This is a genomic window from Pseudomonas moorei, assembly GCF_008801475.1.
GTDB classification, from domain to species: domain Bacteria; phylum Pseudomonadota; class Gammaproteobacteria; order Pseudomonadales; family Pseudomonadaceae; genus Aquipseudomonas; species Aquipseudomonas moorei.
Genome location: NZ_VZPP01000005.1, coordinates 398,416 through 424,922, shown reverse-complemented (window position 1 = coordinate 424,922; position 26,507 = coordinate 398,416). Strand labels below are relative to the sequence as shown.

General features: G+C 59.9%; 18 protein-coding genes and 2 tRNA genes. 2 read left to right on the top strand and 18 right to left on the bottom strand.

The window, feature by feature from the left end:
• Positions 1-168: 168 nt before the first annotated feature.
• From F7R06_RS12115 to rnr, 11 genes are all read right to left on the bottom strand, one after another.
• Positions 169-1,059, bottom strand: a complete 891-nt coding sequence (locus F7R06_RS12115) for a transglutaminase family protein (protein WP_090328544.1) — start codon at positions 1,057-1,059, stop codon at positions 169-171.
• Positions 1,059-3,545: a circularly permuted type 2 ATP-grasp protein gene (locus tag F7R06_RS12110; RefSeq protein ID WP_090328542.1), complete on the bottom strand. Its 2,487-nt coding sequence runs from the start codon at positions 3,543-3,545 to the stop codon at positions 1,059-1,061. Before F7R06_RS12110 ends, F7R06_RS12115 begins: the two co-directional genes overlap by 1 nt.
• 88 nt (positions 3,546-3,633) lie before the next feature.
• On the bottom strand, positions 3,634-6,909 hold the full coding sequence (locus F7R06_RS12105; RefSeq protein WP_090328540.1) for a transglutaminase family protein: 3,276 nt from the start codon (positions 6,907-6,909) through the stop codon (positions 3,634-3,636).
• Positions 6,910-7,183: 274 nt separating this feature from the next.
• Complete coding sequence (locus F7R06_RS12100; protein WP_090328538.1) at positions 7,184-9,484, bottom strand: YgiQ family radical SAM protein; 2,301 nt, start codon at positions 9,482-9,484, stop codon at positions 7,184-7,186.
• A gap of 182 nt (positions 9,485-9,666) precedes the next feature.
• The gene (gene dnaB, locus F7R06_RS12095) at positions 9,667-11,064 is read right to left on the bottom strand and encodes a replicative DNA helicase (RefSeq protein ID WP_090328831.1); all 1,398 of its coding nucleotides are present in this window, start codon (positions 11,062-11,064) and stop codon (positions 9,667-9,669) included.
• A gap of 134 nt (positions 11,065-11,198) precedes the next feature.
• Positions 11,199-11,645 carry a 50S ribosomal protein L9 gene (gene rplI / locus F7R06_RS12090; protein ID WP_007939577.1) on the bottom strand — a complete coding sequence of 149 codons (447 nt, stop codon included), beginning with the start codon at positions 11,643-11,645 and terminating at the stop codon, positions 11,199-11,201.
• Positions 11,646-11,664: 19 nt separating this feature from the next.
• A complete protein-coding gene (locus F7R06_RS12085; protein WP_090328536.1) occupies positions 11,665-12,558 on the bottom strand; it encodes a YybS family protein in 894 nt (297 codons plus the stop codon).
• Positions 12,559-12,594: 36 nt separating this feature from the next.
• Positions 12,595-12,825: a 30S ribosomal protein S18 gene (gene rpsR, locus F7R06_RS12080; RefSeq protein WP_002551829.1), complete on the bottom strand. Its 231-nt coding sequence runs from the start codon at positions 12,823-12,825 to the stop codon at positions 12,595-12,597.
• Between the two features lie 28 nt (positions 12,826-12,853).
• Positions 12,854-13,276, bottom strand: a complete 423-nt coding sequence (rpsF, locus tag F7R06_RS12075; RefSeq protein WP_007939579.1) for a 30S ribosomal protein S6 — start codon at positions 13,274-13,276, stop codon at positions 12,854-12,856.
• A gap of 314 nt (positions 13,277-13,590) precedes the next feature.
• The gene (gene rlmB / locus F7R06_RS12070) at positions 13,591-14,358 is read right to left on the bottom strand and encodes a 23S rRNA (guanosine(2251)-2'-O)-methyltransferase RlmB (protein ID WP_090328534.1); all 768 of its coding nucleotides are present in this window, start codon (positions 14,356-14,358) and stop codon (positions 13,591-13,593) included.
• A complete protein-coding gene (gene rnr, locus F7R06_RS12065; RefSeq protein WP_090328532.1) occupies positions 14,355-16,991 on the bottom strand; it encodes a ribonuclease R in 2,637 nt (878 codons plus the stop codon). Before rnr ends, rlmB begins: the two co-directional genes overlap by 4 nt.
• A gap of 225 nt (positions 16,992-17,216) precedes the next feature.
• On the opposite strand from rnr, the gene F7R06_RS12060 reads away from it, so the two are divergent.
• Both F7R06_RS12060 and F7R06_RS12055 read left to right on the top strand, forming a co-directional pair.
• Positions 17,217-17,303, top strand: a tRNA-Leu gene (locus tag F7R06_RS12060).
• Positions 17,304-17,469: 166 nt separating this feature from the next.
• A tRNA-Leu gene (locus F7R06_RS12055) sits at positions 17,470-17,556 on the top strand.
• A 281-nt stretch (positions 17,557-17,837) separates the two neighbouring features.
• On the opposite strand, the gene F7R06_RS12050 is transcribed toward F7R06_RS12055, so the two are convergent.
• The 7 genes from F7R06_RS12050 to hfq form a co-directional block, all read right to left on the bottom strand.
• Positions 17,838-19,772: a methyl-accepting chemotaxis protein gene (locus F7R06_RS12050; protein WP_090328530.1), complete on the bottom strand. Its 1,935-nt coding sequence runs from the start codon at positions 19,770-19,772 to the stop codon at positions 17,838-17,840.
• A gap of 150 nt (positions 19,773-19,922) precedes the next feature.
• Complete coding sequence (locus F7R06_RS12045; RefSeq protein WP_090328527.1) at positions 19,923-21,215, bottom strand: adenylosuccinate synthase; 1,293 nt, start codon at positions 21,213-21,215, stop codon at positions 19,923-19,925.
• Between the two features lie 54 nt (positions 21,216-21,269).
• Positions 21,270-22,457: an ATP phosphoribosyltransferase regulatory subunit gene (locus F7R06_RS12040; protein ID WP_090328525.1), complete on the bottom strand. Its 1,188-nt coding sequence runs from the start codon at positions 22,455-22,457 to the stop codon at positions 21,270-21,272.
• A gap of 302 nt (positions 22,458-22,759) precedes the next feature.
• Entirely contained in the window at positions 22,760-23,629 is an 870-nt protein-coding gene (hflC, locus tag F7R06_RS12035; RefSeq protein WP_090328522.1) for a protease modulator HflC, read from the bottom strand.
• Entirely contained in the window at positions 23,629-24,798 is a 1,170-nt protein-coding gene (gene hflK, locus F7R06_RS12030; RefSeq protein ID WP_090328520.1) for an FtsH protease activity modulator HflK, read from the bottom strand. The genes hflC and hflK overlap by 1 nt, the downstream gene beginning before the upstream one ends.
• A 96-nt stretch (positions 24,799-24,894) precedes the next feature.
• Positions 24,895-26,196: a ribosome rescue GTPase HflX gene (gene hflX / locus F7R06_RS12025; protein ID WP_046819838.1), complete on the bottom strand. Its 1,302-nt coding sequence runs from the start codon at positions 26,194-26,196 to the stop codon at positions 24,895-24,897.
• Positions 26,197-26,208: 12 nt separating this feature from the next.
• Positions 26,209-26,469, bottom strand: a complete 261-nt coding sequence (gene hfq / locus F7R06_RS12020) for an RNA chaperone Hfq (protein ID WP_030128332.1) — start codon at positions 26,467-26,469, stop codon at positions 26,209-26,211.
• Between the last annotated feature and the right edge of the window lie 38 nt (positions 26,470-26,507).

Here is a 26,507-nt window from a genome sequence, read left to right as displayed (position 1 = left end):
TGCTGCCGGCCCTCACAGAACGATCTGAAACACCCTATCCAGAACAGACCCGCACGCCCTGTGAGCGAGCTTGCTCGCGATGGTCGTCAACGATGACGCGTTTTATCTGGATTGACGCGGCGCCCGTTGGTCCATCGCGAGCAGGCTCGCTCCTACAGTTGATCTTCATTATTCCAATGGCATTACGGTGACGCGGACTTCCGGGTCGTGGTTACCGCCGCCCAGAATCACCCCCCGCAACGGCGAAACATCGGAAAAGTCCCGGCCCCAGGCCAGCGTGATGTGCTCCAGCGCCGGTTGCACATTGTTGGTCGGGTCGAAATCCACCCACCCCAGCACCGGGCAAAACACCGACACCCAGGCATGGGACGCATCGGCCCCGATCAGTCGTGGCTGGCCCGGTGGCGGCTGGGTCAGCAGGTAGCCGCTGATGTACCGCGCAGCCAATCCACGGGAACGCACGCAAGCGAGCATCAGGTGCGCGAAGTCCTGACAGACGCCACGCCGACGCTCCAGCACTTCCACCAAGGGCGTCGCCACCTGCGTCGCTTCGGCATCGAAAGTGAATTCGCTGAAGATTTTCTCCATCAGGGCCTGGACACCCAGCAGCAATGGCCGCCCCGCAGGAAAACAACTTTCCGAGAACTCGACGAAGTTGCGCTTGAGATGCACGTAGGGTGATTCGAACCGGTAGCGGCAGGCGTCCAGGATTTGTGGGGACAGTGGCTGGCTGCTGTAGGTCAGCGCACTTCGGGTGTCTTCCCAGGGCGGAGACTGATTGAAATCCAGCACCGGCCGGGGCAGCACTTCGATCGTGAGGCTCGCATTGACCAGCAATTCATCATGGGGGCGTTCGAACGCCAGCCGGGTCAACGGATTACCGAACACATCCAGCTCATCACGGCGCGAGGACGGTTGCGGGCTGATCTGCAATTGCTGTGCGGTACAGCGTTGCCAGGCACAGGCGCGCGGCCACAGGTGCGCCAGTTGCTGGGCCAGGGATACGGGGCTGTCGTAGTGATAATGGGTGTCGTGGAAGATCTGGTAGTGGGCACTCATCAGACGGACACCGTGCGTTGGCTGACATCATCGACATGGGCGAAATGGCGCAAGGCCAGGCGATCCGAGACTTGCCCGCTGGCATCGGCGATTTCTTGCAGCAGATCGGCCAGCCCCTCGACGGCGGCGCGCACGCTGGCGGCACCAAACAGCGGGTTTTCCAGACAGCCCAGATCGAAGCGCGCCAGGCGCTCCACCAACGGCGCCAGACCCGCTTCACGAGGCACGCCAAAGTCGTCGTTCAGGCGTTTGAGCGTGCGGGTCACCAATTTCAGCTGGAACAACACGGCATGCGGGTTCTGCTCATCGAGCAGCAACAGGTCGAGCACCGGGATCAATTGCGCCACCGCCAGGTAACGCGAACGGTAGGTGATGCTGCTGTTGCCCAGTTCCAGCAGCCATTCCAGCCCGGCCTGATCGAAGGCCCCGGCGCCCCGCAGGAACGCTGCCAGGCTGCCGCTGAGAAATTGCAGGCGCTCGATCCGCCGGCCGATCATCAGGAATCGCCAGCCTTCGTCCCGGGTCATGTCATCCAGGGCAAATCCCGACAGTGCCGCCAGGGACATCACCAGTCGGTTGAGGAAATCCAGCAACTCGCCGAAGTCCGGCTCTTCGGTTTCCAGTTCCATCGCTTCGCGCTGCAATTCCACCAGCGCCTGCCAGTTTTCCCGCGAGAGCTTGCCACGCACCTGTGAGGCCGCCCATTGCAAACGCTGCAGGTTGGAACGCAGGCTGAAAGGCCAGTCATCGCCCAGTATCGCGGCCAGCAAGCGCTCCGGCAGTTCGCCTTCCTCGGGCAGCAGCATCAGCCGCTCGCCGAGATCGACCGCCGCGTCCAGCGCCTGCGGGTCATCGCCGTCGACATAACGCGCCAACATGATCCGCAGCAACCGCGCACTGTCGTCGCAACGCTCGCAGTAGCGGCCGAACCAGAACAGGTTTTCCACCACTCGCGACGGCAGATATGGGTCGCGTCGCACCAGATCATGCACGCCGATGCTGCGCCGGGCTTTCCATTGCTCGCCGCTCGGCGGGCGGTCGCCCAGCACCCAAGTGTCCTTGCTCGCCCCACCGCGCTGCATCGACACCACTTCAGCGTCTGCTTCAGCGGCGACACGGGTCAAACCACCGGGCAGGACCCGGTAACCGTCGCGACTGGCCACGGCGTACACACGCATGCCGATGGCCCGGGGTTGCAGCTGACCGTCTTCGGCCTGCCAGATCGGCGCCTGGGAGAGCTGAGCAAGTTCTTGCGCAACATAGGCGTAAGGACGCGCCTGCATGCGCTCAGCGAGCGATTGCCGCTTTTTTTCGCTCAGATCACGGCCAAATACCGGTGCAAAGCTCTGGGACGGGAATGCCGGCTTTATCAGCAATTCCGGCAATTTTTCCAGGGCCTGCGCCAGCACGGGCGCTTCGCCGCACCACCAGGTGGCGATGGACGGCAAAATCAGCTCTTCACCAAACAGAAACTGGTTGATCTTCGGCAGGAACCCCAACAGTCCCGGCGATTCAAGTACGCCGCTGCCGAGGGCATTGGCCACCAAGACCCGCCCCTGGCGCACGGCTTCGAGCAAGCCGGGCACTCCCAGAGCAGAATCCGTACGCAGCTCCAACGGGTCGCAGAAGTCGTCATCGAGCCGGCGCATGATCGCGTGGACCCGGCGCAGGCCACTGAGGGTTTTCAGATAGACCGTCGCGTCGCGCACCGTCAGGTCGCCGCCCTCCACCAGCGGGTAACCGAGCTGACGTGCCAGGTACAGATGTTCGAAATAGCTTTCGTTGAAGCGACCCGGGGTCAGCAACACCACCAGCGGCACCTCTTCATCGCTCGGCGCCTGGCGCGCCAGGGTTTCCTGAAGCGTGCGGAAGAATCCGGCCAGATGCTGCACCTTCAAATCGCGGTACAACTCGGGAAAGGCGCGGGACACGATGGTGCGGTTCTCCAGCGCGTAACCGGCTCCGGACGGGGCTTGCGTACGGTCCGCCGTCACCCACCAGCGACCATCGGGAGTGCGTGCCAGGTCCACCGCATACAGATGCAGAAAGGCCCCTTCAGGCGGATTGATACCCTGACAGGGCCACAGGAAGTTGTTGTGACCGAACACCAGCTCGGCTGGCAGTAAGCCTTCGGCGATCAAGCGTTGCGGGCCGTACAGGTCGGCCAGCACGGCATTGAGCAATCGGGCCCGTTGGGCGATGCCGGCTGACAGCTGCCCCCACTCATCGGCAGCAATCACATGGGGCAGCAGGTCCAGCTCCCAGGGACGATCGGCACCCTTGGGGTCGGCGTAAACGTTATAGGTGACGCCGTTTTCCTGAATCTGCCGGGTCAGCAATGCCTGGCGCTGCATCAGCTGCGCTGGCGTGCTGCGCTGCAATTGGTCGAACAGCCGGCGCCAGTGCGCACGTACGGCGCCACTGTCGTCGAGCAGTTCGTGATAAGAACCCGCTGTCAGCGGGTAGCGGTCTAGCAGGTCAGGCATGGAAAGCTCGGCAGACAGCAGTGAACAGTCAGACTAACGTAGGCTCATGACGCCCGGATAGACGAAAGATCCGGGCGTCGCATACGGCTTAGAAACGTCGTAAATCAAGCGTCAGTGGCAGCTCGTCGTTGATTTGCGCAATCGGTACAGGAATCTTCCCTGGCGTGTGCCCGATCCGGAAGAAACGCGCCATCCGCCGGCTCTCGGCCTCGTTGGCATTGACCGGCAAGCTGTCGTAGTTACGCCCGCCCGGATGGGCCACGTGATATTGGCAGCCGCCCAGCGAACGCCCCATCCAGGTGTCGAGCAGGTCGAACACCAGCGGCGCATGCACGGCAATGGTCGGTTGCAGACAGTTGGCCGGTTGCCATGCGCGAAAACGCACCCCGGCGACAAACTCACCGACGCGCCCGGTGGGCTGCAGCGGCACCGGAATGCCGTTGCAGGTCAGTAAATAACGCTGTGGCGGCAAGCCGTTGAGTTTGACTTGCAGACGCTCCAGGGAAGAATCCACGTAGCGCACCGTGCCACCGACCGCGCCCTCCTCGCCCAATACATGCCACGGCTCAAGCGCCTGGCGCAGTTCCAGCGCAATGCCACTGACGGCGTAATCGCCGACCTTGGGAAAGCGGAACTCCAGATGCGCGGCAAACCACTCGGCCCGCACCGGATAACCGGCGGCGTTGAGGTCGACGATGACGTCGGCGAAATCCTGCTCGATAAAGTGCGGCAACAGGAACCGGTCGTGCAGCTCAGTGCCCCAGCGCGCCAGTTTCGGCGGCGCATAGGGTTCACGCCAGAAACGTGCGACCAACGCCCGCAGCAACAGCTGTTGAGCCAGGCTCATGCGCGCGTGGGGCGGCATTTCAAAGGCCCGCAACTCGAGCAAGCCCAAGCGCCCCGTGGCGCCGTCCGGCGAGTAAAGCTTGTCGATGCAGAACTCGGCGCGGTGAGTGTTGCCCGTCACGTCGATCAACAGATTGCGCAGCAACCGGTCGACCAGCCACGGCGCGCATTCCTCGCCGGGTTGCGGCATTTGGGCGAAGGCGATTTCCAGCTCATACAGGGCATCGTTGCGCGCTTCATCGACCCGTGGCGCCTGCGAAGTCGGGCCGATGAACAGCCCGGAAAACAGGTACGACAAGGACGGGTGGTTATGCCAGTAGCTGATCAGGCTGCGCAGCAGATCCGGACGCCGCAGGAACGGTGAGTCGGCCGGCGTCGCGCCACCCAGTACGAAATGGTTACCGCCACCGGTGCCCGTGTGCCGGCCATCGATCAGAAATTTCTCGGTGGTGAGTCGGGTTTGTCGCGCCTCTTCGTAAAGGAATTCGGTGCGTTCAACCAATTCATCCCAAGTGGCGGACGGCTGCACGTTGACCTCGATGACCCCCGGGTCCGGCGTGATGCGGAAGTTGCTCAAACGCGGATCACTCGGTGGTTCATAGCCTTCCAGCAATACCGGGCAACGCAGCTCTTGCGCGGTGGCTTCAATCGCGGCGACCAGTTCGAGGTAGTCCTCAACCCGTTCCAGCGGCGGCATGAACAGGTACAACCGACCTTCCCGCGCCTCGGCGCAGAATGCGGTGCGGGTCAGCCAGTCGGCGGATTCATCGATTTTCGGTGCGCGATCTTCAGCAATGGCAGCGGAGTCTTGGCTCTGAAGCTGCGCGGTGTCGGGTAATGCCGGGAAATCCTGGTTCGGGTCCTGCGGATGAATGAACGGGTACTCCGCGGCTTTCACCCAGGGCTGTGAGCCGAGGGGCAGACGATAGCCCAGCGGCGAATCTCCCGGCACCAAACGACAGTGCTCGTCGCGCAAGTACCAGCGCCCGCTCTGCCACTGATCCCCCTTGACGGTCCGTGCCAGCGGCAGGACCTGGCCAATCACCTTATCCAGACCCTGACTGAAGACTTTACGCAGTCGCGCACGCTCCAGCGGCTCCTCGATACGTGAGTCTTCGGCGCTGACGTTCTGCGGCAAGGTGCCTTCGCGCCAGAGGTAATAGAAATTGTCTTCGTAAGCAGGGAACACAAAACGTGTCGGAATTTTCAGGCGCTCGGCGACACTCGCCAGAAATCGTCCGGCCAACTCGCCATCGGCGCCAAAGTCTTGCTGCTCGTCGGCGATCAGCGCCGCGTTGTGCCAGATCGGCACCCCGTCGCGGCGCCAGTAGCAGTTGAGCGACCAGCGCGGCAGTTGCTCACCCGGATACCACTTGCCCTGGCCAAAGTGCACCAGGCCTTTGGGCGCGTAATGCTGACGCATGCGCTGGAACAGCTCGGCAGACAGGCGACGCTTGTCCGGCCCCAACGCCGCGGTGTTCCACTCGGCACCGTCCGGGTCATCGATGGACACGAATGTCGGCTCACCGCCCATGGTCAGGCGTACATCGCCATCCAGCAGGTCAGCATCGATCTGCCGACCCAAACTCTGAATCGCCAGCCATTGCTCTTCGGTGTAGGGCTTTGTGACCCGAGGCGCCTCCCAAATCCGCTCCACGGACATTTCGTGGCTGAATTGGCACTCGCACGGCTCCACCAGGCCACTGATCGGTGCCGCAGAGGACGGATCGGGACTACAAGCCAAGGGAATATGGCCTTCACTGGCAAACAGCCCGGAGGTCGCATCCAGGCCGATCCAGCCGGCGCCGGGCAAATACACCTCGCACCAGGCATGCAGGTCTGTGAAGTCCACATCCGTGCCCGAGGGACCGTCGAGGCTTTTGACGTCGGCCGTCAGTTGGATCAGGTAGCCGGAGACAAAACGCGCGGCCAGTCCGAGATTTCGCAGCAGTTGCACCAGCAACCACGCGGAATCGCGGCAGGACCCGGAGGCGTGTTCAAGGGTGTGCTCGGGCGTTTGCACGCCCGGTTCCATGCGGATCAGGTAGCCGATGTCTTCGCTCAGGCGCTGATTGAGCGCGACAAGGAAATCCACAGCCGGTAAAGGTGTGCGGTCGATGCCATCCAGATACGCCTTGAACTTCGGCGTCAGCGGCAGGGTTTCCAGGTAGGGCGCCAGTTCCTTGCGCTCATCGGCGGCATAGGCGAACGGAATTTTTTCCGCGTAGGGCTCAAGGAAGAAATCGAACGGATTGAACACCGCCATTTCCGCCACCAGGTCGACTTCGATCCGCAGCTCTTCGGTTTTTTTCGGGAACACCAACCGCGCCAGGTAATTGCCCTGCGGGTCCTGCTGCCAGTTGATGAAGTGTTGCTCGGGCGAAACCTTCAGCGCATAGGACAGAATCCGCGTGCGACTGTGGGCGGCCGGGCGCAGGCGAACGATCTGCGGACCGAGCTCAACGGCACGGTCGTAGCGGTAATGCGTAACGTGATGCAATGCGACATGAATCGACACGGCGTGCCTCCTGCGAGCCCTAAGCGTATGTGAAAGCGCGCAAGACTTATGCCACCCAGCAGTGCTGGCGCTTTCTCCGGTTACTGGAGGCAGTACAGCACCAAAATCGGGCGAGGCGGGAAATTGGTTTGGGGCCGTTGCACTTAAATGTGGCGTTGCGCGGCAGATTCACCACCAGCAGCGGCCTCTTTGGGCCCAATGTGCTGATGTTCCGCGGCTCAGAAATGCAAAACGCCAACCCGAAGGTTGGCGTTTTGTTGAGCCCAAGCGCGATTTAGCGCGGTACGACCGGCTTGCGAGCCGGTTTCGGCCCTTTGCCTTTGGCCGCATCCTTGCGCTCCTTGGCCGCCTGCTGGTTACGGGCGAATGCCGCAGCCTTGGCCTGTTCACGCTTGTCCCACGGGTTGCCACCGTCGCTGGCGCGGGGTGGCAGGCCGGTGTGCTGGGTCAGGATTTTGGTCGTTTCCTTGCCCACTTTATGGCTGCCGGCCGGCGTCGAGTTCTTGCGACGAGCACTCTGGTAGCTGTCGGTGGACGGCTGGTGCAACGGGATCAACTGGTTCTTGCCCGGCCCGATCAGGTCACTGCGGCCCATGCGGATCAACGCTTCACGCAGCATCGGCCAGCCTTTCGGGTCGTGGTAGCGCAGGAAGGCCTTGTGCAGGCGGCGCTGCTCTTCGCTCTTGACGATGGTCACTGCATCAGACTTGTAGGTGACCTTGCGCAGCGGGTTCTTGCCCGAGTGGTACATCGCGGTGGCGGTGGCCATCGGCGACGGGTAGAACGCCTGCACCTGGTCGGCACGGAAACCGTTGCCCTTGAGCCACAGGGCCAGGTTCATCATGTCTTCGTCGGTGGTGCCCGGGTGAGCGGCGATGAAGTACGGAATCAGGTACTGCTCTTTGCCGGCTTCCTTGGAGTACTTCTCGAACATGCGCTTGAACTTGTCATAGCTGCCGATGCCCGGTTTCATCATCTGGTTGAGCGGACCTTCCTCGGTGTGTTCCGGGGCGATCTTCAGGTAACCGCCGACGTGGTGGGTCACCAGCTCTTTGACGTATTCCGGCGACTCGACCGCGAGGTCGTAACGCAGGCCGGAAGCGATCAGGATTTTCTTCACACCCGGCAAGGCACGGGCACTGCGATACAGCTGAATCAGCGACGAGTGGTCGGTGTTCAGGTTCGGGCAGATACCAGGGAACACGCACGACGGCTTGCGGCACGCGGATTCGATTTCCGGCGTTTTGCAGGCGATGCGGTACATGTTCGCGGTCGGGCCGCCAAGGTCGGAGATGACGCCGGTAAAACCGGGAACCTTGTCGCGAATTTCTTCGATTTCGCGAATGATCGACTCTTCGGAACGGTTCTGGATGATCCGGCCTTCATGCTCGGTGATCGAGCAGAACGTGCAGCCCCCGAAGCAGCCACGCATGATGTTCACCGAGAAGCGGATCATCTCGTAGGCCGGGATTTTCTCCTTGCCATAGGCCGGGTGCGGAATGCGCTGATAAGGCATGCCGAACACGTAGTCCATTTCTTCGGTGGTCATCGGAATCGGTGGCGGGTTGAACCATACGTCCACCTCGCCGTGCTTCTGGACCAGGGCACGGGCGTTGCCCGGGTTGGTTTCCAGGTGCAGCACGCGGTTGGCGTGGGCATAGAGCACCGCGTCGTTGCGGACCTTTTCCACCGACGGCAGACGAATCACGGTCTTGTCGCGGGTCATCTTGGGGCTTGCCAGGATCTGCACGACCTTGGCTTCCTGCGGATCCTCAACCGGACCTTTTTCCTGCTCGATGGCGCAGGCCTGGGTGTCCTGGGTGTTCACGTACGGGTTGATGATCTTGTCGATCTTGCCCGGACGGTCGATGCGCGTGGAGTCGACTTCGTACCAGTCTTTAGGCGTATCGCGACGGATAAACGCGGTGCCGCGCACATCGGTGATGTCTTCGATCTTGTGACCGTAGGACAGGCGCTGGGCGACTTCGACAATGGCACGCTCGGCGTTGCCGTAGAGCAGGATGTCGGCGCTGGCGTCAATCAGGATCGAGTTGCGAACGCGGTCCTGCCAGTAATCGTAATGCGCGATGCGGCGCAGGGACGCTTCGATGCCGCCGAGCACGATGGGCACATGCTTATAGGCTTCCTTGCAGCGCTGGCTGTAAACCAGGCTCGCGCGGTCCGGCCGCTTGCCCGCCAGGCCACCCGGCGTGTAGGCATCATCGGAACGGATTTTCTTGTCGGCGGTGTAGCGGTTGATCATCGAGTCCATGTTGCCGGCCGCGACACCGAAGAACAGGTTCGGCTCGCCAAGCTTCATGAAGTCGTCTTTGGACTGCCAGTTTGGCTGGGCAATGATCCCGACGCGGAAGCCCTGGGACTCCAGCAGCCGGCCAATGATCGCCATGCCGAACGACGGGTGATCGACGTAGGCATCACCGGTAACGATGATGATGTCGCAGGAATCCCAGCCAAGCTGATCCATCTCCTCCCTGCTCATCGGCAGGAATGGCGCTGGCCCGAAACATTCGGCCCAGTACTTGGGATAGTCAAATAACGGCTTGGCTGCTTGCATGTCGATAACCGGTGTTGGCTTTCATTGAATTTCGCGGGCGCGGAATATAGCACAAATTTTGACCAATTCCGACGGCTATGGTCGGAAATTGCGGCGCGTCTATCGCTGGCAAGCCAGCTCCCACAGGGATCGCATCAGCCCTGTGTGGGCTTGCCAGCGATGGGGCCCTTCAAGACGCTGAATTACTCGTCGTCATCGAAGTTATAGCTACCCGGTGCTAGGTTCTCGAACCGGGTGTACTTGCCGATGAACGCCAGGCGGATAAAACCGATCGGCCCGTTCCGCTGCTTGCCGATGATGATTTCGGCGATGCCTTTGTGCTCGGTTTCCGGGTGGTACACCTCGTCGCGATACACGAACATGATGACGTCGGCGTCCTGCTCGATCGCTCCGGATTCCCGCAAGTCGGAGTTCACCGGGCGTTTGTTCGGCCGCTGTTCCAGGGAACGGTTGAGCTGGGACAATGCCACCACCGGACAGTTGAATTCCTTGGCCAGGGCTTTCAGGGACCGGGAGATTTCGGAAATCTCGTTGGTCCGGTTGTCGCCACTCGAACCAGGGATCTGCATCAATTGCAGGTAGTCGATCATGATCAGGCCGATTTCACCGTGCTCACGCACCAGACGCCGGGTCCGGGCGCGCATTTCCGACGGGCTGATACCGGCGGTATCGTCGATGAACAACTTGCGGTCGTTGAGCAGGTTGACCGCCGAGGTCAGGCGCGGCCAATCGTCGTCTTCCAACTGACCCGAACGGACCTTGGTCTGGTCGATGCGTCCCAGGGACGACAACATACGCATGATCAGCGATTCGCCTGGCATCTCCAGCGAGTAAACCAGAACCGCTTTCTCGCTGCGCAGAACGGCGTTTTCCACCAAGTTCATCGCAAAGGTGGTTTTACCCATGGATGGACGGCCGGCGACAATGATCAGGTCAGCCGGTTGCAGGCCGCTGGTTTTCTCGTCGAGGTCGGTGTAGCCGGTGGACAGGCCGGTGATGGCGTTGTCGGTGTTGAACAGGGTATCGATGCGGTCAATGGCCTTGGTCAGCAGTTCGTTCACACCCACCGGGCCGCCGGTTTTTGGGCGGGCCTCGGCGATCTGGAAGATCTGCCGTTCAGCTTCATCGAGGATTTCTTCAGCCGTACGCCCTTCCGGGTTGAAGGCGCTGTCGGCGATTTCGGTGCTGATGCCGATCAGTTGGCGCAGCGTCGCGCGCTGGCGAACGATTTGCGCATAGGCCTTGATGTTGGCGACGGACGGCGTGTTTTTCGCCAGTTCGCCGAGGTACCCAAGGCCGCCGACTTGCGACGTCTGACCTTCCTTGTCCAATTGCTCGGCCAGGGTCACGACGTCGATCGGCGAGTTCTGATCGGCCAGTTTGGCGATCGCACGGAAGATCAGGCGGTGGTCATGTCGATAGAAATCACCGTCGGAGACTTGATCAAGCACACGCTCCCAGGCGTTGTTGTCCAGCATCAGACCACCGAGTACAGCCTGTTCGGCTTCGATGGAATGCGGCGGCACCTTCAGCGCGGCGGTTTGCAGATCGTATTGCTCAGGAGCGGAGATTTCGTTCATGGCCACTTGGTATTTTTTGGAGAAGCTGGGATTAAAAAACGGAACTGCCAGAAAGACAAAGGGCACGACCTGTAAACAGGATCGTGCCCGATGTTACCGGCAAGCACCCGAGGGTGCCAGCCGACAAGTACTGCTTAAGCTGCTACCACGACAACGCGTACGGTGGCTTCAACTTCGGCGTGCAGGTGCACGGCTACGTCGAATTCACCTACGTTGCGGATGGTGCCGTTCGGCAGACGAACTTCGCTTTTTGCAACTTCAACGCCAGAGGCGGTCAGTGCATCAGCGATGTCGTGAGTACCGATCGAACCGAACAGCTTGCCTTCGTCACCAGCGGTGGCAGTGATAGTCACTTCCAGCTCAGCCAGTTGGGCAGCGCGGCTTTCAGCCGATGCTTTACGGTCTGCTGCAGCTTTTTCCAGCTCAGCGCGACGCTCTTCGAACGCAGCCAGGTTGGCTGGGGTCGCAGCGGTAGCTTTGCCGTAAGGCAGCAGGTAGTTACGACCGTAACCAGCCTTAACGTTCACTTTGTCACCCAGGTTGCCCAGGTTGGTGACTTTTTCCAGAAGGATCAGTTGCATGTGAAAATCCTCTTAACTTTTAACCTTCACCGTTCGCGTTATCGGCGTCTTTCGGCGCCAGACGACCGCGAAAATCAATCAGGCTGTCGACGATGGCCAGGACCACCAGCAACGGATAGATCAGCTGCATGAACAGCAACAGCGTGACGTACAACCCCACCAGCCAGAACCTGGCCAGTCGCTTTTGCGCCACCAGCCCGTGAATCAGGGCCAGCCCGGCGAAAACCAGCGGTACGCTGCACAACGGCGTCAACATGGCCATCTGCGGACCGAAGTTGGGCCCCAGAAGCATTAACGCCAGCAACAACATCGCTGGTCCAAGCGGGATTCGGATGACGCGAAACTCGCGACCAAAACCACCCGGGTTGTACAACAACGCCTGCCAGTAGCGCCCGATAATCAGGCTCAGCACACTGACGATTTGCAACAAGGCCGCAATCAGGCCGGTCAGGATCGGTGCAATCAGGGACGCGAATCGCGCTTGCTCTTCTACCGACATCTTCTGGTAGAGGTCACCGAGTGCCAGCGGCAGGATTTTTATCAGATCCTGCGCCAGCATTTCGATTTGGGAACTGAACACCGTCCCCAGCACCACTGAAAACACCAACCCCATCGCTATGCTGACCAGCAGCACGCGGTTCCAGGACTCGCTTGCGCGCAAAACCAACGCAAGGCCCGAAGACCCCAGCAGCACCAGAAGTGCCCTTGGATCATCGAATTTAAGCCACCAGATCAACGCCGGCAGCAATCCCAGAGCAAGAACGCCCAGGGCGTCCCTCATTCCGCGCCGCAGGAGCACAAGGCATCCGGCGGCAGCACCCAACCAATACAACAACGGCAATGCCGCGCATCCGGCCACTACCAGAGTGGCCTGCATACGGCCCCGCATGATGAACTCAGCTAAGGCACGCATACATTCAATCCTTTGCTACGTGTCGACTGCCCGGTCTCAGCGGCCGTGGCTGTCGGTGTAGGCCAGCAGGGCCAGGAAGCGGGCGCGCTTGATAGCGGTGGCCAGCTGACGCTGATAACGAGCTTTGGTACCGGTGATACGGCTTGGAACGATTTTGCCGGTCTCGGATACGTAGGCTTTCAGAGTGTTGAGATCTTTGTAATCGATCTCTTTCACGTCTTCAGCGGTGAAGCGGCAGAATTTACGACGACGGAAGAAACGTGCCATTTGATAGGCTCCTTAAAAGGTCCGTGGATTACTCGTCAGCGTTATCGCTGTTGTCGCTGTCATCACTGTCAACGCCTTCAGCGTCGGAGTGCTCAGGACGGTCGCGACGCTCACGGCGCTCACTGCGGTTTTCTTCAGCCTTGAGCATCTCGGATTGGCCGGTAACGGCTTCTTCGCGACGGATGACCAGGTTACGGATCACTGCATCGTTGTAGCGGAAGTTGTCTTCCAGCTCGGCCAGGGCCTTGCCAGTGCACTCAACGTTCAGCATCACGTAGTGAGCCTTGTGAACATTGTTGATTGCGTAGGCCAGTTGACGACGGCCCCAATCTTCCAGACGGTGGATTTTGCCGCCGTCTTCTTCGATCAGCTTGGTGTAACGCTCAACCATGCCGCCGACTTGCTCGCTTTGATCCGGGTGGACCAAAAAGATGATTTCGTAATGACGCATGAATGCTCCTTACGGGTTGTAGCCTGCCGCTCAAAAGCGGTCAGACAAGGAGTGAATGACACTTATGGACTTGTGGACGCTAGACACATGCGTGCCTGCCATCGCAGCAAGGGGCGCAATTGTAGAGAAGGGGCGAAGGAGGCGCAAGGTAATTGGTGATTATTTGAACAGTTCGTTCGCCCGCCATTCTTTGGTCGGCCACAAACCATTGTGGGAGCGAGCCTGCTCGCGATGAGGACGCAACATTCAACATTGATACCGAATGTTACATCGCTATCGCGAGCAAGCTCGCTCCCACAGGAATTGCAACCAGATCAGGACTTCTTGGCGGTAGCCGCAGCCTTGACCCTACGCTGACGCTGGGCTTCGAACAGGCATACGCCGGTCGCCACGGAAACGTTGAGACTGCTGACGCTACCCGCCATCGGCAAATTCACCAGGTAGTCGCAATGCTCGCGAGTCAGGCGGCGCATGCCCTTGCCTTCGGCACCCATGATCAGGATGGTGGGGCCGGTCAGGTCCTGGTCATACAGACTGACTTCAGCCTCCCCTGCCGTGCCGACGACCCACAAGCCACGCTGCTGGAGTTTCTCCAGGGTGCGAGCCAGGTTGGTCACGGCGACCAGAGGAATCACTTCCGCAGCGCCGCAGGCGATTTTTCGTACAACCGGCGTCAGGGTCGCCGACTTGTCCTTCGGAACGATCACCGCCAGCGCACCAGCCGCATCGGCAGAACGCAGGCAGGCACCAAGATTATGCGGATCGGTCACGCCGTCGAGCACCAGCAACAGCGGTGCGCCTTCGGTGCGATCAAGCAGTTCGTCGAGCATCGCCTCACCCCAGACCTGGCTCGGACTCACGTCCGCGACCACGCCCTGGTGTACACCTTCGACCCAGGCGTCCATTTCACGACGCTCAGCCTGCCCGACCTGGACACGATTCTCGTTGGCCAGTTCGATCAGCGTCTGCACCCGAGGATCATTGCGGCCTTCGGCCAGCCAGATCTGCTTGACGCGTTTCGGATGGTGACGCAGCAACGCTTCTACAGCATGCACGCCGTAGATTTTCTCCAACTGACTCATGACTTGGCCTTAGGTTTACGCGCCCCGCCACTTTTGCCTGGGGCCGAGCCCGCTTTTGGCGGACCTTTACGATGTTTACTCGGTTTGGCTGGTTTTCCGCCGGGAGCCTTGTCAGGCGCCGACCGTCCGGTCTTTCCCGCAGACGCCGCTTTACCGCCGCCTTTCGCGTCGGCCAGCAGGGCCTTCTTCAGTTCACGGCTCTTGCGCACTTCGGCGTTTTTCGCCGCGGCATCGCTTGGGCGATAGGCCTCTACAACCTTTTCCTTGGCAGGACGACGACCGGTTTTCGCCGGTGCCGGCTCTGCGGCTGCTTTTGCAGAAGACGCTGCGGGCGCTGCGGTTTCCGTACCGCGCTTTTTACGACCGATCGGCGCGCTGATGGTTTTTTCGGCCATCTCGAAATCGATCTTGCGTTCGTCGAGATCGACGCGCATGACCCGCACTTCAACAGTGTCACCCAGACGGAAGCTGCGACCGGTACGCTCACCGGCCAGGCGGTGATGCACAGGATCGAAGTGGTAGTAATCGCCAGGCAGCGCGGTGACGTGCACCAGGCCTTCGACGTAGATGTCGGTCAGTTCGACGAACAGACCGAAACCGGTTACGGCGGTGATTACACCCGGGAACGATTCGCCCACGCGGTCTTTCATGAACTCGCACTTGAGCCAGTTCACGACATCGCGGGTCGCCTCGTCGGCGCGGCGCTCGCTCATCGAGCACTGCTCGCCGAGCTGCTCCAGGGCCGCTTCGTCGTATGGATAGATACGCGCTTTCGGAATGGTCATCGCGCCAGCACGACGAACGTGCGGGGTGTCCTGTTTCGAATGGATGACGCTGCGGATTGCACGGTGAGTCAGCAAGTCCGGATAGCGGCGGATCGGCGAGGTGAAGTGGGTGTAAGCCTCGTAATTCAGACCGAAGTGGCCCTGGTTATCAGCGCTATACACCGCCTGGCTCAACGAACGCAGCATGACAGTCTGGATCAGGTGGAAATCCGGACGATCCTTGATCCCGGCCAGCAATGCCTGGTAATCCTTCGGCGACGGACCGTCCTTGCCTTTGTGCAGGGACAGGCCGAGCTCACCGAGGAAAGCGCGCAGTTTTTCCAGGCGCTCCGGTGGCGGGCCGTCGTGGACGCGGTACAGCGCAGGAATTTCATGCTTTTTCAGAAATTCGGCGGTAGCCACGTTGGCTGCCAGCATGCATTCCTCGATCAGCTTGTGGGCATCGTTGCGCACGGTCGGGCGAATTTCCGCAATCTTGCGCTCGGAGCCGAAGATGATCCGGGTTTCCTGGGTTTCAAAATCGATCGCACCGCGCACATGACGGGCCGCCAGCAGCACCTTGTACAGCGAGTACAGCTGCTTGAGGTGCGGCACGACGTCGGTGTACTCGCCACGCAGCTTGCGCGCTTCGGTGGCTTTCGGCGTTTCGAGCATGGCGCTGACTTTGTTGTAAGTCAGGCGCGCATGGGAGTGGATCACCGCTTCGTAGAAGCAGTAGTCGGTCATTTCACCGGTTTTGGAGATGGTCATCTCGCAAACCATGGCCAGGCGATCGACCTGCGGGTTCAGCGAGCACAGGCCGTTGGACAGCTGCTCAGGCAGCATCGGGATCACGCGCTCGGGGAAGTACACCGAGTTGCCGCGCACCTGGGCTTCGGCATCCAGCGCCGAACCGAGTTTCACGTAGCTGGATACGTCGGCAATCGCCACGTACAACTTCCAGCCACCCGAGAACAGCCGCAACTTGCCCTTACGGGCTTCGCAATAGACCGCGTCATCGAAGTCACGGGCATCTTCGCCGTCGATGGTGACGAACGGCAGATGGCGCAGGTCGATGCGTTTCTCTTTGTCCTTTTCTTCGACTTCGGGCTTGAGCTTGGCCGCTTCGTTGAGCACCGCCTCAGGCCAGACGTGAGGGATGTCGTAAGTACGCAGCGCGACATCGATCTCCATGCCCGGCGCCATGTAGTTACCCACGACTTCAACCACATCGCCCTGGGGCTGGAATCGTGGTGTCGGCCAGTGAGTGATCTTCACTTCGACAAACTGACCGATCTGGGCGTTGGCGTTGCGACCCGGCGTCACCAGCACTTCTTGCTGGATCTTCGGATTGTCGGCAACCACGAAACCGATACCGCCCTCTTCGAAATAGCGACCGACAATACTCTCGTGAGCACGGGACACCACTTCGACGATCATGCCTTCGCGACGACCGCGACGGTCGAGGCCGGAAACGCGGGCCAGGGCACGGTCACCATCGAACACCAGGCGCATTTGCGCCGGACTCATGAACAGGTCGTCACTGCCATCGTCCGGAACCAGGAAGCCAAAACCGTCACGGTGACCGCTGATGCGGCCCAGGATCAGGTCGAGCTTGTCTACCGGCGCATAAGTGCCGCGACGGGTATAGATGAGTTGAGCATCGCGCTCCATGGCGCGCAGGCGGCGGCGCAGAGCTTCGATCTGGTCTTCTGTGGTCAGACCAAACTCTTCGACCAATTGCTCGCGGTTAGCAGGCGAACCTCGATCAGCAAGATGCTGAAGGATCAGTTCGCGGCTAGGAATAGGGTTTTCATATTTTTCCGCTTCACGAGCGGCCTCGGGATCGAGGGACTGCCAATCGGCCATTAGAGAGTTTTCACCTTGTCTATATACGGGTTAGTTTGGCATAGGCGTAATGAAACGGGAAATTTCAAGCTATGACGGCCCTTCTAAAGCCCTTTATCGACGTCACAAAGCCGGTTTGAAGACCGCCGGTGAATTTTTTCAGGTTTTTTTGATTCCAGGGGTTTACAGTTAAAAAGACGCTCCGTATAGTGCGCGCCATCGACGACGGACAACGTTGCCGATACTGCCCAGATGGTGAAATTGGTAGACACGCCAGCTTCAGGTGCTGGTGGCCTTACGGCCGTGGAAGTTCGAGTCTTCTTCTGGGCACCAATTTCGAGCTTGAGATTAGATCAATTTCAAGGCTCACACAAAAACCCGCGAAAGCGGGTTTTTGCATTTCAGGCCGTTGATTTATTAATTTTAAATCAGGGGTTTACAGATCAAATTGCTCTCCGTATAGTGCGCCACATCAACAGCGGCAACGCTGAAGATGAATGCCCAGATGGTGAAATTGGTAGACACGCCAGCTTCAGGTGCTGGTGGCTTTACGGCCGTGGAAGTTCGAGTCTTCTTCTGGGCACCAATTCAAATTCAAGGTTACGGCCTTGGATTTCACAAAAACCCGCGAAAGCGGGTTTTTGCGTTTCTGGCTTTCGAAAATCAACACGCCCTCCCCCTGTAGGAGCGAGCTTGCTCGCGGTGTATTTAAAGGCGGCGCTCTCTCACAGACAGAACGCATTATCGTTCTTGCCGATCGCGAGCAATCTCGCTCCCACAGAAATTTTCTGCGAACACAATTTTTGTGAACAACAGAGTCACTGCGTGAGCGAACTTGCCCGCGACGGCCTCATCCCTGACAACACATCAAGCCCTGAACTGCCCCAGACTCGCCTTCAACTGCGCCGCCAAACCGTCCAGCACCTTGCCGCTGGCTGTGGTCTCCACCACCGCCTGAGCCGCTTTCTCTGCCTGCGCGTGAATGGTTTCGACCCGACCACGCACAGCCTGCGCGCCCTGGGCTTGATGCGCGGCGGCCTGGGTTGCCAGACCGATCGCCGCATGTACCTGCTCCACCGAAGCCTGCACTGACTGCTGCAGCCGCGCACTGTCACGCAATACCAGCAAACCTTCGTTCGCCTGACGCCCAGCTTGACCGATCGCCGCCACCGCCTCACGCGCGCCTTGCTGCAACGCCACAATGTGCGCCTGGATATCGCCAGTGGAGCTCTGCGTCTTGCTCGCCAGCGCTCGCACCTCGTCCGCCACCACCGCGAACCCGCGCCCGGTCTCGCCGGCTCGCGCCGCTTCGATGGCCGCGTTCAGTGCCAGCAGGTTGGTTTGCTCGGCGATCCCGTGAATCACCGTGAGCACCACCTCAATCTGTTCACTTTGCTGCGCAAGCCGCTCGATCACCTGCGCCCCGGTTTCGACTTGACCAGCCAACGCTTCGATCAGGCTGCCGACTTTCGCCGAGGTGCGGGTGTTTTCGTCGGTGGCCTGACGGATATCAACGACCTGTTTCAAAGCTGCCTGCATGGCGTTGCTTTCAGACTGGGCCTCGTCAGCCATTTGCGACAAGGCACGCAGACTTTCGGCCACCTCATCGCGCTGCATACCTGCCGCCGCATCGGCCCCGGCATTACGCAGGGTCATGGCGCCGATTTCCACGCCGGTACGCTGGGCCACGTCACCCGCTTCGCGCACGATCGGCTGCAACTTATCAACAAAGCGATTGACCGCCGAGGCCATGTCACCGATCTCGTCCTTGCTGCTGATCTGTACCCGCTTGGTCAGATCACCCTCGCCCGCCGCCAGGTCATCCATGGCGACAATCAGCATTTTCAAGCGGTTGACCACTCGACGCCCCAGCACCACTGCCAGCAACAGCAGGACACCGAAGCCCACCACCGCCAGACAGACACCGATGCGCCAGCGCAAGGTTGCTGCCGCTTCCTGAACGGTGTTGGTGGTATTGGCTTTCATTTCAGCCGCAGTGGACTGGGCCGATTGCAGTCGTGCACGCATGGCTGCCGCGCTATCCGCTGCCGCACCTTTGAGACTGTCACCCACCAATTGATCACTGCTGGCGATCAATGCGGAGAAGCGTTTGTCGAGGGCCGCCAGGTCGGCTTCCACCGACGCGGTCGAGACGCCCATCAGGACCTTGCCGATTTCCACACCATTGGGGTTGATCGAGGCTTCGATGTAAAAGACCGAAGGATCGTTCTTCGCCGCATCCAGCACTTTGTCCAGCGCCCTCTCGCCCTGGCCTTTCTCCAGAAGCGCCTTGTTGATCGGGTTTTCCCGGTTGAGGTAGCGCGTCAGATGCTGACCCGTGGCGTCGTCATACACCACGAACAGTACATTGGGATTGCGCTGGGCCCTTCGGGCAAACTCGGACAGGGTCGGAACGTCGTTATCCCACATCGCGCGCGGGGCGACTGAGGCTAGAAGCTGCGCCATGTCGCTGGCGGAGTCCTTCAGGTCCTTTTCCAGCGTCGCACGCAACTGCGCTTGCTCATCCTCCAGACGCGAGGACAAACCGGTGGTAAGACGCTGGCGGGTACTGGCGGAGAGGTTATCGAGGCTCGACGTGACTTCTCGCCCCGCCTGCTCAAGCTCACCGGAAAGTTTTTGACTGTCCGCACCCAGGCGCATACCGAGATCGGCTTCCAATGCAGTCACCGTGCTCCGGGTCAGAGCGACAGCTACCAGCACTTGCACCAAAAGGGCGATACCAAGCGTAACGAACACTGGCCGCAACAAACGGCTTTGTAACAATGAGAGAACGGCCGACACTAGGAATCCCTCTGCTTTGGCGCCATTAAATTGATAGCACACCTGAAAGGATGCTCTTTTCAATGTTCGCAGCAAAGGTCATGCCGTTCAGCAGACAAAAACGACAAAGGGCCAGATTATGGGCCCTTTGTGTTTCACATCAATGACTTATCAAGCGAACGGATGACGCAGAACGATGGTTTCGTTGCGGTCAGGGCCCGTCGAAATAATGTCGATCGGCGCGCCGACCAACTCTTCGACACGCTTGATGTAGTTGCGTGCAGCCTGAGGCAGCTCTTCCAGGGTCTTGGCACCCAGGGTCGATTCGCTCCAGCCTGGCATTTCTTCGTACACCGGCTCCAGGCCGATGTAGCTGTCGGCGTCGGTTGGCGCGTCGATCACTGCACCGTCAGCGTTTTTGTAGCCAACGCAGATATTGATGGTTTCCAGGCCGTCGAGCACGTCCAGCTTGGTCAGGCACAGGCCCGAGATGCTGTTCACGTCGATAGCGCGACGCAGGATGACGGCATCGAACCAGCCGCAACGACGGGCACGGCCGGTGGTAGCACCGAACTCGTGGCCACGCTTGGCCAGGAACGCACCAACGTCGTCGAACAGCTCAGTCGGGAACGGACCCGAACCGACGCGAGTGGTGTAGGCCTTGGTGATACCGAGGATGTAGTCCAGGAACATCGGACCAACACCCGAACCGGTCGCGATGCCGCCAGCGGTGGTGTTGGAGCTGGTCACGTACGGGTAGGTACCGTGGTCGATGTCCAGCAACGAACCCTGGGCGCCTTCGAACATGATGTCCTTGCCAGCGCGACGCAGGGCGTGCAGCTCGGCGGTGACGTCCAGCATCATCGGCTTGAGCAGCTCGGCGTATTCCATGCACTCATCGAGAGTCTTCTGGAAGTCGATTGCAGGCTCTTTGTAGTAATTGACCAGTACGAAGTTGTGGTAGTCCAGCAACTCGCCCAGCTTGGCGGCGAAACGCTCGCGGTGGAACAGGTCACCGATGCGCAGGCCACGACGTGCAACCTTGTCTTCGTAAGCCGGGCCGATGCCGCGACCGGTGGTGCCGATCTTCAGCTCGCCACGGGCCTTTTCACGGGCCTGGTCCAATGCTACGTGATAGGACAGGATCAGCGGGCAGGACGGGCTGATACGCAGGCGCTCACGCACCGGCACGCCTTTCTCTTCCAGCTTGTTGATTTCCCGCAGCAGAGCGTCAGGTGCAACCACCACGCCGTTGCCGATCAGGCACTGCACGCCTTCGCGCAGCACGCCCGACGGGATCAGGTGCAAGACGGTTTTTTCGCCGTCGATCACCAGGGTGTGGCCAGCGTTGTGCCCCCCCTGATAGCGCACTACGGCGGCAGCATGTTCGGTCAGCAGATCAACGATCTTGCCTTTGCCCTCATCACCCCATTGGGTGCCCAGGACTACGACATTCTTACCCATAACACTTGTCCTCATTCGCGCAAACTTGGTGCCGGCGGTGGCCGGCAGGAAAACTCAAGAAGCCAGTGGCGATACTTGCCAAAGCCCGTTCTGCTGAATCAATTGCCGGTCGCAGTCCGCTTCACGGGCGGCGGCCAAAGGTTGTCCAGGCAAGGCCTGAACGACACGCTGACCCTCACTGCGCAACTGGCAAACCTGCTGCCAGAGTGCCGCATCCGTACTGTCAGGCATCCAGATACCGCCAGACGGTAGCTCGATCTCAGCACGCCCCAGGGTCACCAGGGTTTTCAAATCGGTGGAGAAGCCGGTTGCCGGACGGGCGCGACCGAAATCGGCGCCGATGTCGTCGTAACGACCGCCCTGGGCGATGGACTGGCCAACACCCGGCACGAATACCGCAAACACCACACCCGTGTGGTAGTGATAACCGCGCAGTTCGCCCAGGTCGAAGTACAGCGGCAACTCCGGGAAACGCACGGAGAGCCGCTCGGCAATCGCCAGCAAATCGTCCAGAGCGGCCAGAACAGGCGCCGGGGCCTTGGCCAGACGCTCGCGCGCAGCGGCCAATACTTCACGGCCGCCGCACAGGTCGACCAACGCCCGCAGCATGCCCGACAGATCGGCAGGCAAACCTTCGGTCAAGGTAATGACCTCGTCGATGGCCTTGCGCTGCAATGCGTCGAACAACTGCTGTTCAACTTCACCGGACAAACCGGCGGCGCGAGCCAGGCCGCGGTAGATACCGACATGACCGAGATCCATGTGCACGTCCGGCACATCGGCCAGTTGCAGCATGGCCAGCATCAGGCTGATGACTTCGACATCGCTGCTCGGGCTGGCATCGCCATACAACTCGGCGCCCAGCTGGATCGGGCTGCGCGAGGACGACAAGGCGCGTGGCTGAGCATGCAGCACGCTGCCGGCATAGCACAGACGGCTCGGGCCTTCGCGACGCAGGGTATGCGCATCGATACGCGCCACCTGTGGCGTGATGTCAGCGCGGAACCCCATCTGCCGGCCCGACTGAGGGTCGATGACCTTGAAGGTACGCAGATCCAGGTCCTGGCCTGCACCGGTGAGCAGGGATTCCAGGTACTCGATATGGGGAGTCACGACAAACTCGTAACCCCAGCTCTGGAACAGATCCAACACCTGGCGACGCGCAACTTCAATGCGCGCCGCTTCCGGTGGCAGTACTTCTTCGATGCCATCTGGCAGCAGCCAGCGGTCTACCGTTGCCATTACGCCTTCCCCTATATCCGGGCGGCCAGCCAGCCCTCGGCCGAGCCTTGAGTGAAGCAGAAAATGATTGTTCCGCGCATGAGCAACGGAGCGAAAAGCCTTCAACCGGCTTCGCCAACCACTTTCCTCGAAAAACCTGTCGAGCCTTTCGACTCGTACGCTTGCACCAAAACAGCAATCAAACGTGCAGACGCAAAAAAGCCGGGAATTTCCCGGCTGCCGCATCATACACACGTTTTGCCAAAGGATCACCCCGCCGGAGGCGTTAGCCGCCCGGCGGAATGATTTGGGTCAACGCCGTATCAAGGCTTGGCTTTTTCCAGGTAGTGGAAGAAGTCACTGCTTGGGTCGAGGACCATGACGTCGGATTTATTCGCGAAGCTTTCACGGTAGGCGCGCAGGCTACGGTAGAACGCGTAGAACTCCTGATCCTGACCGTAGGCCTTGGAATAGATCGAGGCGGCCTGGGCATCACCGTCACCGCGAATCTCTTCGGATTCACGATAGGCTTCAGCCAGCAACACGCGGCGTTGACGATCGGCGTCGGCGCGGATGCCTTCAGCCAGCTCGTTACCCTTGGCGCGGTGCTCGCGAGCTTCACGCTCACGCTCGGTGCTCATACGCTCGAATACGCTACGGTTCACTTCCTTCGGCAGGTCGATGGTCTTGACCCGAACATCGACAACTTCGATGCCCAGCTCTTTTTCAGCCATCTTGTTCAGCGAAGCGGTGATATCCGCCATCAGCGCGTCACGCTCACCCGACACTACTTCGTGCAAGGTGCGCTTGCCGAACTGGTCACGCAGGCCTGACTCCAAACGACGGGATAGGCGCTCGTCAGCGATTTGCTTGAGACCGGACGTCGCGGTGTAGAAACGCTCTGCGTCCTTCACCCGCCACTTGGCGTAGGCATCGACCATCACGGCTTTCTTTTCCAGCGTCAGGAAGCGTTGCGTCGGTGCATCCAGCGTCATCAGGCGTGCGTCAAATTTACGCACCTGGTTAACGTAAGGCACTTTCACATGCAGGCCAGGCTGTACATCGGCCTGGACCACGCGACCGAACTGCAGCAACACCGCACGCTCGGTCTGAGCGACGATGTAGAAGCAGTTCCAGCCAACCAGTACCACAACGACGCCAACAATCAGGGCGATCAGCGATTTATTGCTCATCAGCGGGTCTCCCTTGTACGCGTTTGCGGCGGGTCAGTGAGATGCGGCGCAACATCCGTGCTGCTACTGGCAGCGGCGGAACCGGCTACCGGCGCATTACCACCAGAGCCGCTCTGAATCATCTTGTCCAGCGGCAAGTACAGCAGATTGCTCTGGCCATTCTTGTTGCCGGTCACGAGCACCTTGCTGGTGTTGGTGAAGACTTCCTGCATAGTGTCCAGGTATAAACGCTGACGGGTGACTTCAGGGGCCTTGCGGTACTCGGCCACCAATTTGGTGAAGCGATCCGCCTCACCCTTGGCGCGCGATACCGTTTCGTCACGGTAACCGTTGGCATTCTCAAGGATGCGCTGGGCCTGACCCCGCGCTTCCGGCACTACGCCATTGGCGTAGGTTTCAGCCTGGTTGCGCGAACGCTGCTCGTCTTCACGGGCACGGATCACGTCGTCGAAGGCTTCCTGGACTTCGCGCGGTGCCGCTGCGCTCTGTACGTTGACCTGGGTCACGGTGATACCGGTGCGATAGGTATCCATGAAGCGCTGCAGCCGCTCCTTGATTTCGCTGGCCATTAATTCACGACCTTCAGTCAGCACCTGGTCCATCGCGGTGGAACCCACCACATGGCGCAAGGCGCTGTCAGTCGCTTGCTGCAAACTGATTTCCGGCTGATCGACGCTCAGCACGAAATCCTGCAGGTTGCTGATCTTGTACTGCACGGTCAGCGGCACTTCGACGATGTTTTCGTCTTCAGTCAGCATTTGACCCTGCTTGGTATACGCACGCTCACGCGTGACGTTTTCCAGGTACTTCTTGTCGATCGGCGGGAAATAGATATTCAGACCCGGGCCGACGGTTTCGTAGTACTTGCCGAAGCGCAGCACAACAGCCTGCTCCTGCTCGTCCACAACATAGACCGCGCTGTACAACCACACGGCTGCCAGCACGACCAGGCCAATGCCGAGCAGGCCGCCGAAGCCGCCACTCTTGCCCGGCCCACCGCCGTCATCCCCACGTTTTTTACCACCACCGAACAACCCGTTCAGGCTTTCCTGCAGCTTTCGGAAGGCCTCGTCGAGATCCGGTGGTCCCTTGCGGTCGCCATTGTTGCGACGCTTGCCACCCCAAGGATCCTGATTATTCGAGTTGCCACCCGGCTCATTCCAAGCCATAGCGCTCTCCATCTGATAAAGCAAAGACGCACCCACGGCGCGCCGACCAATGCTACAGAATGCCTGTCACCACGGCACAACCGCTTTCTCAGGCTTTTATTGCAAAGTGTGTTGCTCGATGAATTCCATCGGCTGCAATCCTTCGCGGCTTACCAGTCGATTCAGCTCGACCCGGGGCAAACGAACGGCCAGCAAACTGATGCCTTCTTCGTCGTGTTCTTCTTTTTGCACCGCACCGAGTTCGAAAAACTGCGCACGCAGTCGAGCGAATCGTTGCGGCAAACGCAGGGTACCGATAAACAAATCACTGCCAAGTAATTCGGCAATGGCTTGCTCAAGCAATTCCAGACCAGTGCCATCACGCGCCGACAACCAGACCCGCTGGGGTTTGCCGTTTTCGTCGCGCTGAATTTGTGGCTCAACGCCTTCAAGCAAATCGAGTTTGTTATAGACCTCGAGGATCGGCAAGTCCTGGGCACCAATCTCGCCCAGCACCACCATCACCTGCTCGATCTGCAACATGCGATCGGGTTCGGCCGCATCGATCACGTGCAACAACAGGTCGGAGTTGCTCGACTCTTCGAGGGTAGACCGAAATGCCTCGACCAGCTTGTGGGGCAAGTGACGAATGAAACCTACAGTGTCCGCCAGGACAATCGGCCCCAGATCGTCCAGATCCAGACGACGCAGGGTCGGGTCCAGCGTGGCAAACAATTGGTCAGCCGCGTAGACGTCGGATTTCGTCACGTTATTGAACAGCGTGGATTTACCGGCGTTGGTATAGCCCACCAGCGACACGGTGGGGATATCCGCACGCGAACGACCACGCCGCGACTGTTCGCGCTGGCTGCGCACCTTCTCCAGCCGGCCCTTGATCTGTCGCAGCCGAACCCGCAGCAAACGGCGGTCGGTTTCCAGTTGGGTTTCTCCCGGGCCACGCATGCCGATACCGCCACCCTGGCGTTCAAGGTGAGTCCAGCCACGAACCAGCCGCGTGCTCATGTGATCAAGCTGGGCCAGTTCTACCTGGAGCTTGCCTTCATGGGTACGGGCGCGCTGGGCGAAAATATCGAGAATCAGACCGGTACGGTCGATCACGCGACACTCGAAAACACGTTCGAGGTTACGTTCCTGACTGGGCGTGAGGACGTGATTGAAGATCACCAGATCGGCCTCTTCGGCCTTGACCAGGTCGCGCAGTTCCTCGACCTTGCCGCTGCCAATCAGGAATTTGGCGGTTGGCCGATGACGCGGCACGTTAAAGAACGCAACGGTCTCGGCGCCGGCCGAATTAGCCAATTCCTGAAACTCCTGCGGGTCTTCGCGCGCCTCAGGGTCCTGTCCATCCAAGTGAACGAGGATGACTCGTTCACCACCACCGTGGCGCTCAAAGAACAAAGGAGACTCCTATCAGGCGTTACCTGGCTCAGCATCACCTGTTTCGGATTCGGTTGCGCTAGGCAGACGAATTGGACGAACCGGCACTACTGTAGAGATAGCGTGTTTGTAGACCATTTGGCTTACGGTGTTTTTCAGCAGGATGACGAACTGGTCGAAAGACTCGATCGTGCCTTGCAGTTTGATACCGTTGACCAGGTAGATGGACACCCCAACTTTCTCTTTACGTAAAGTATTCAAGTAAGGGTCTTGTAGCGAATGCCCTTTTGACATGTGCCGCACTCCTTTAAGGATTCAATATAAAAAATAGG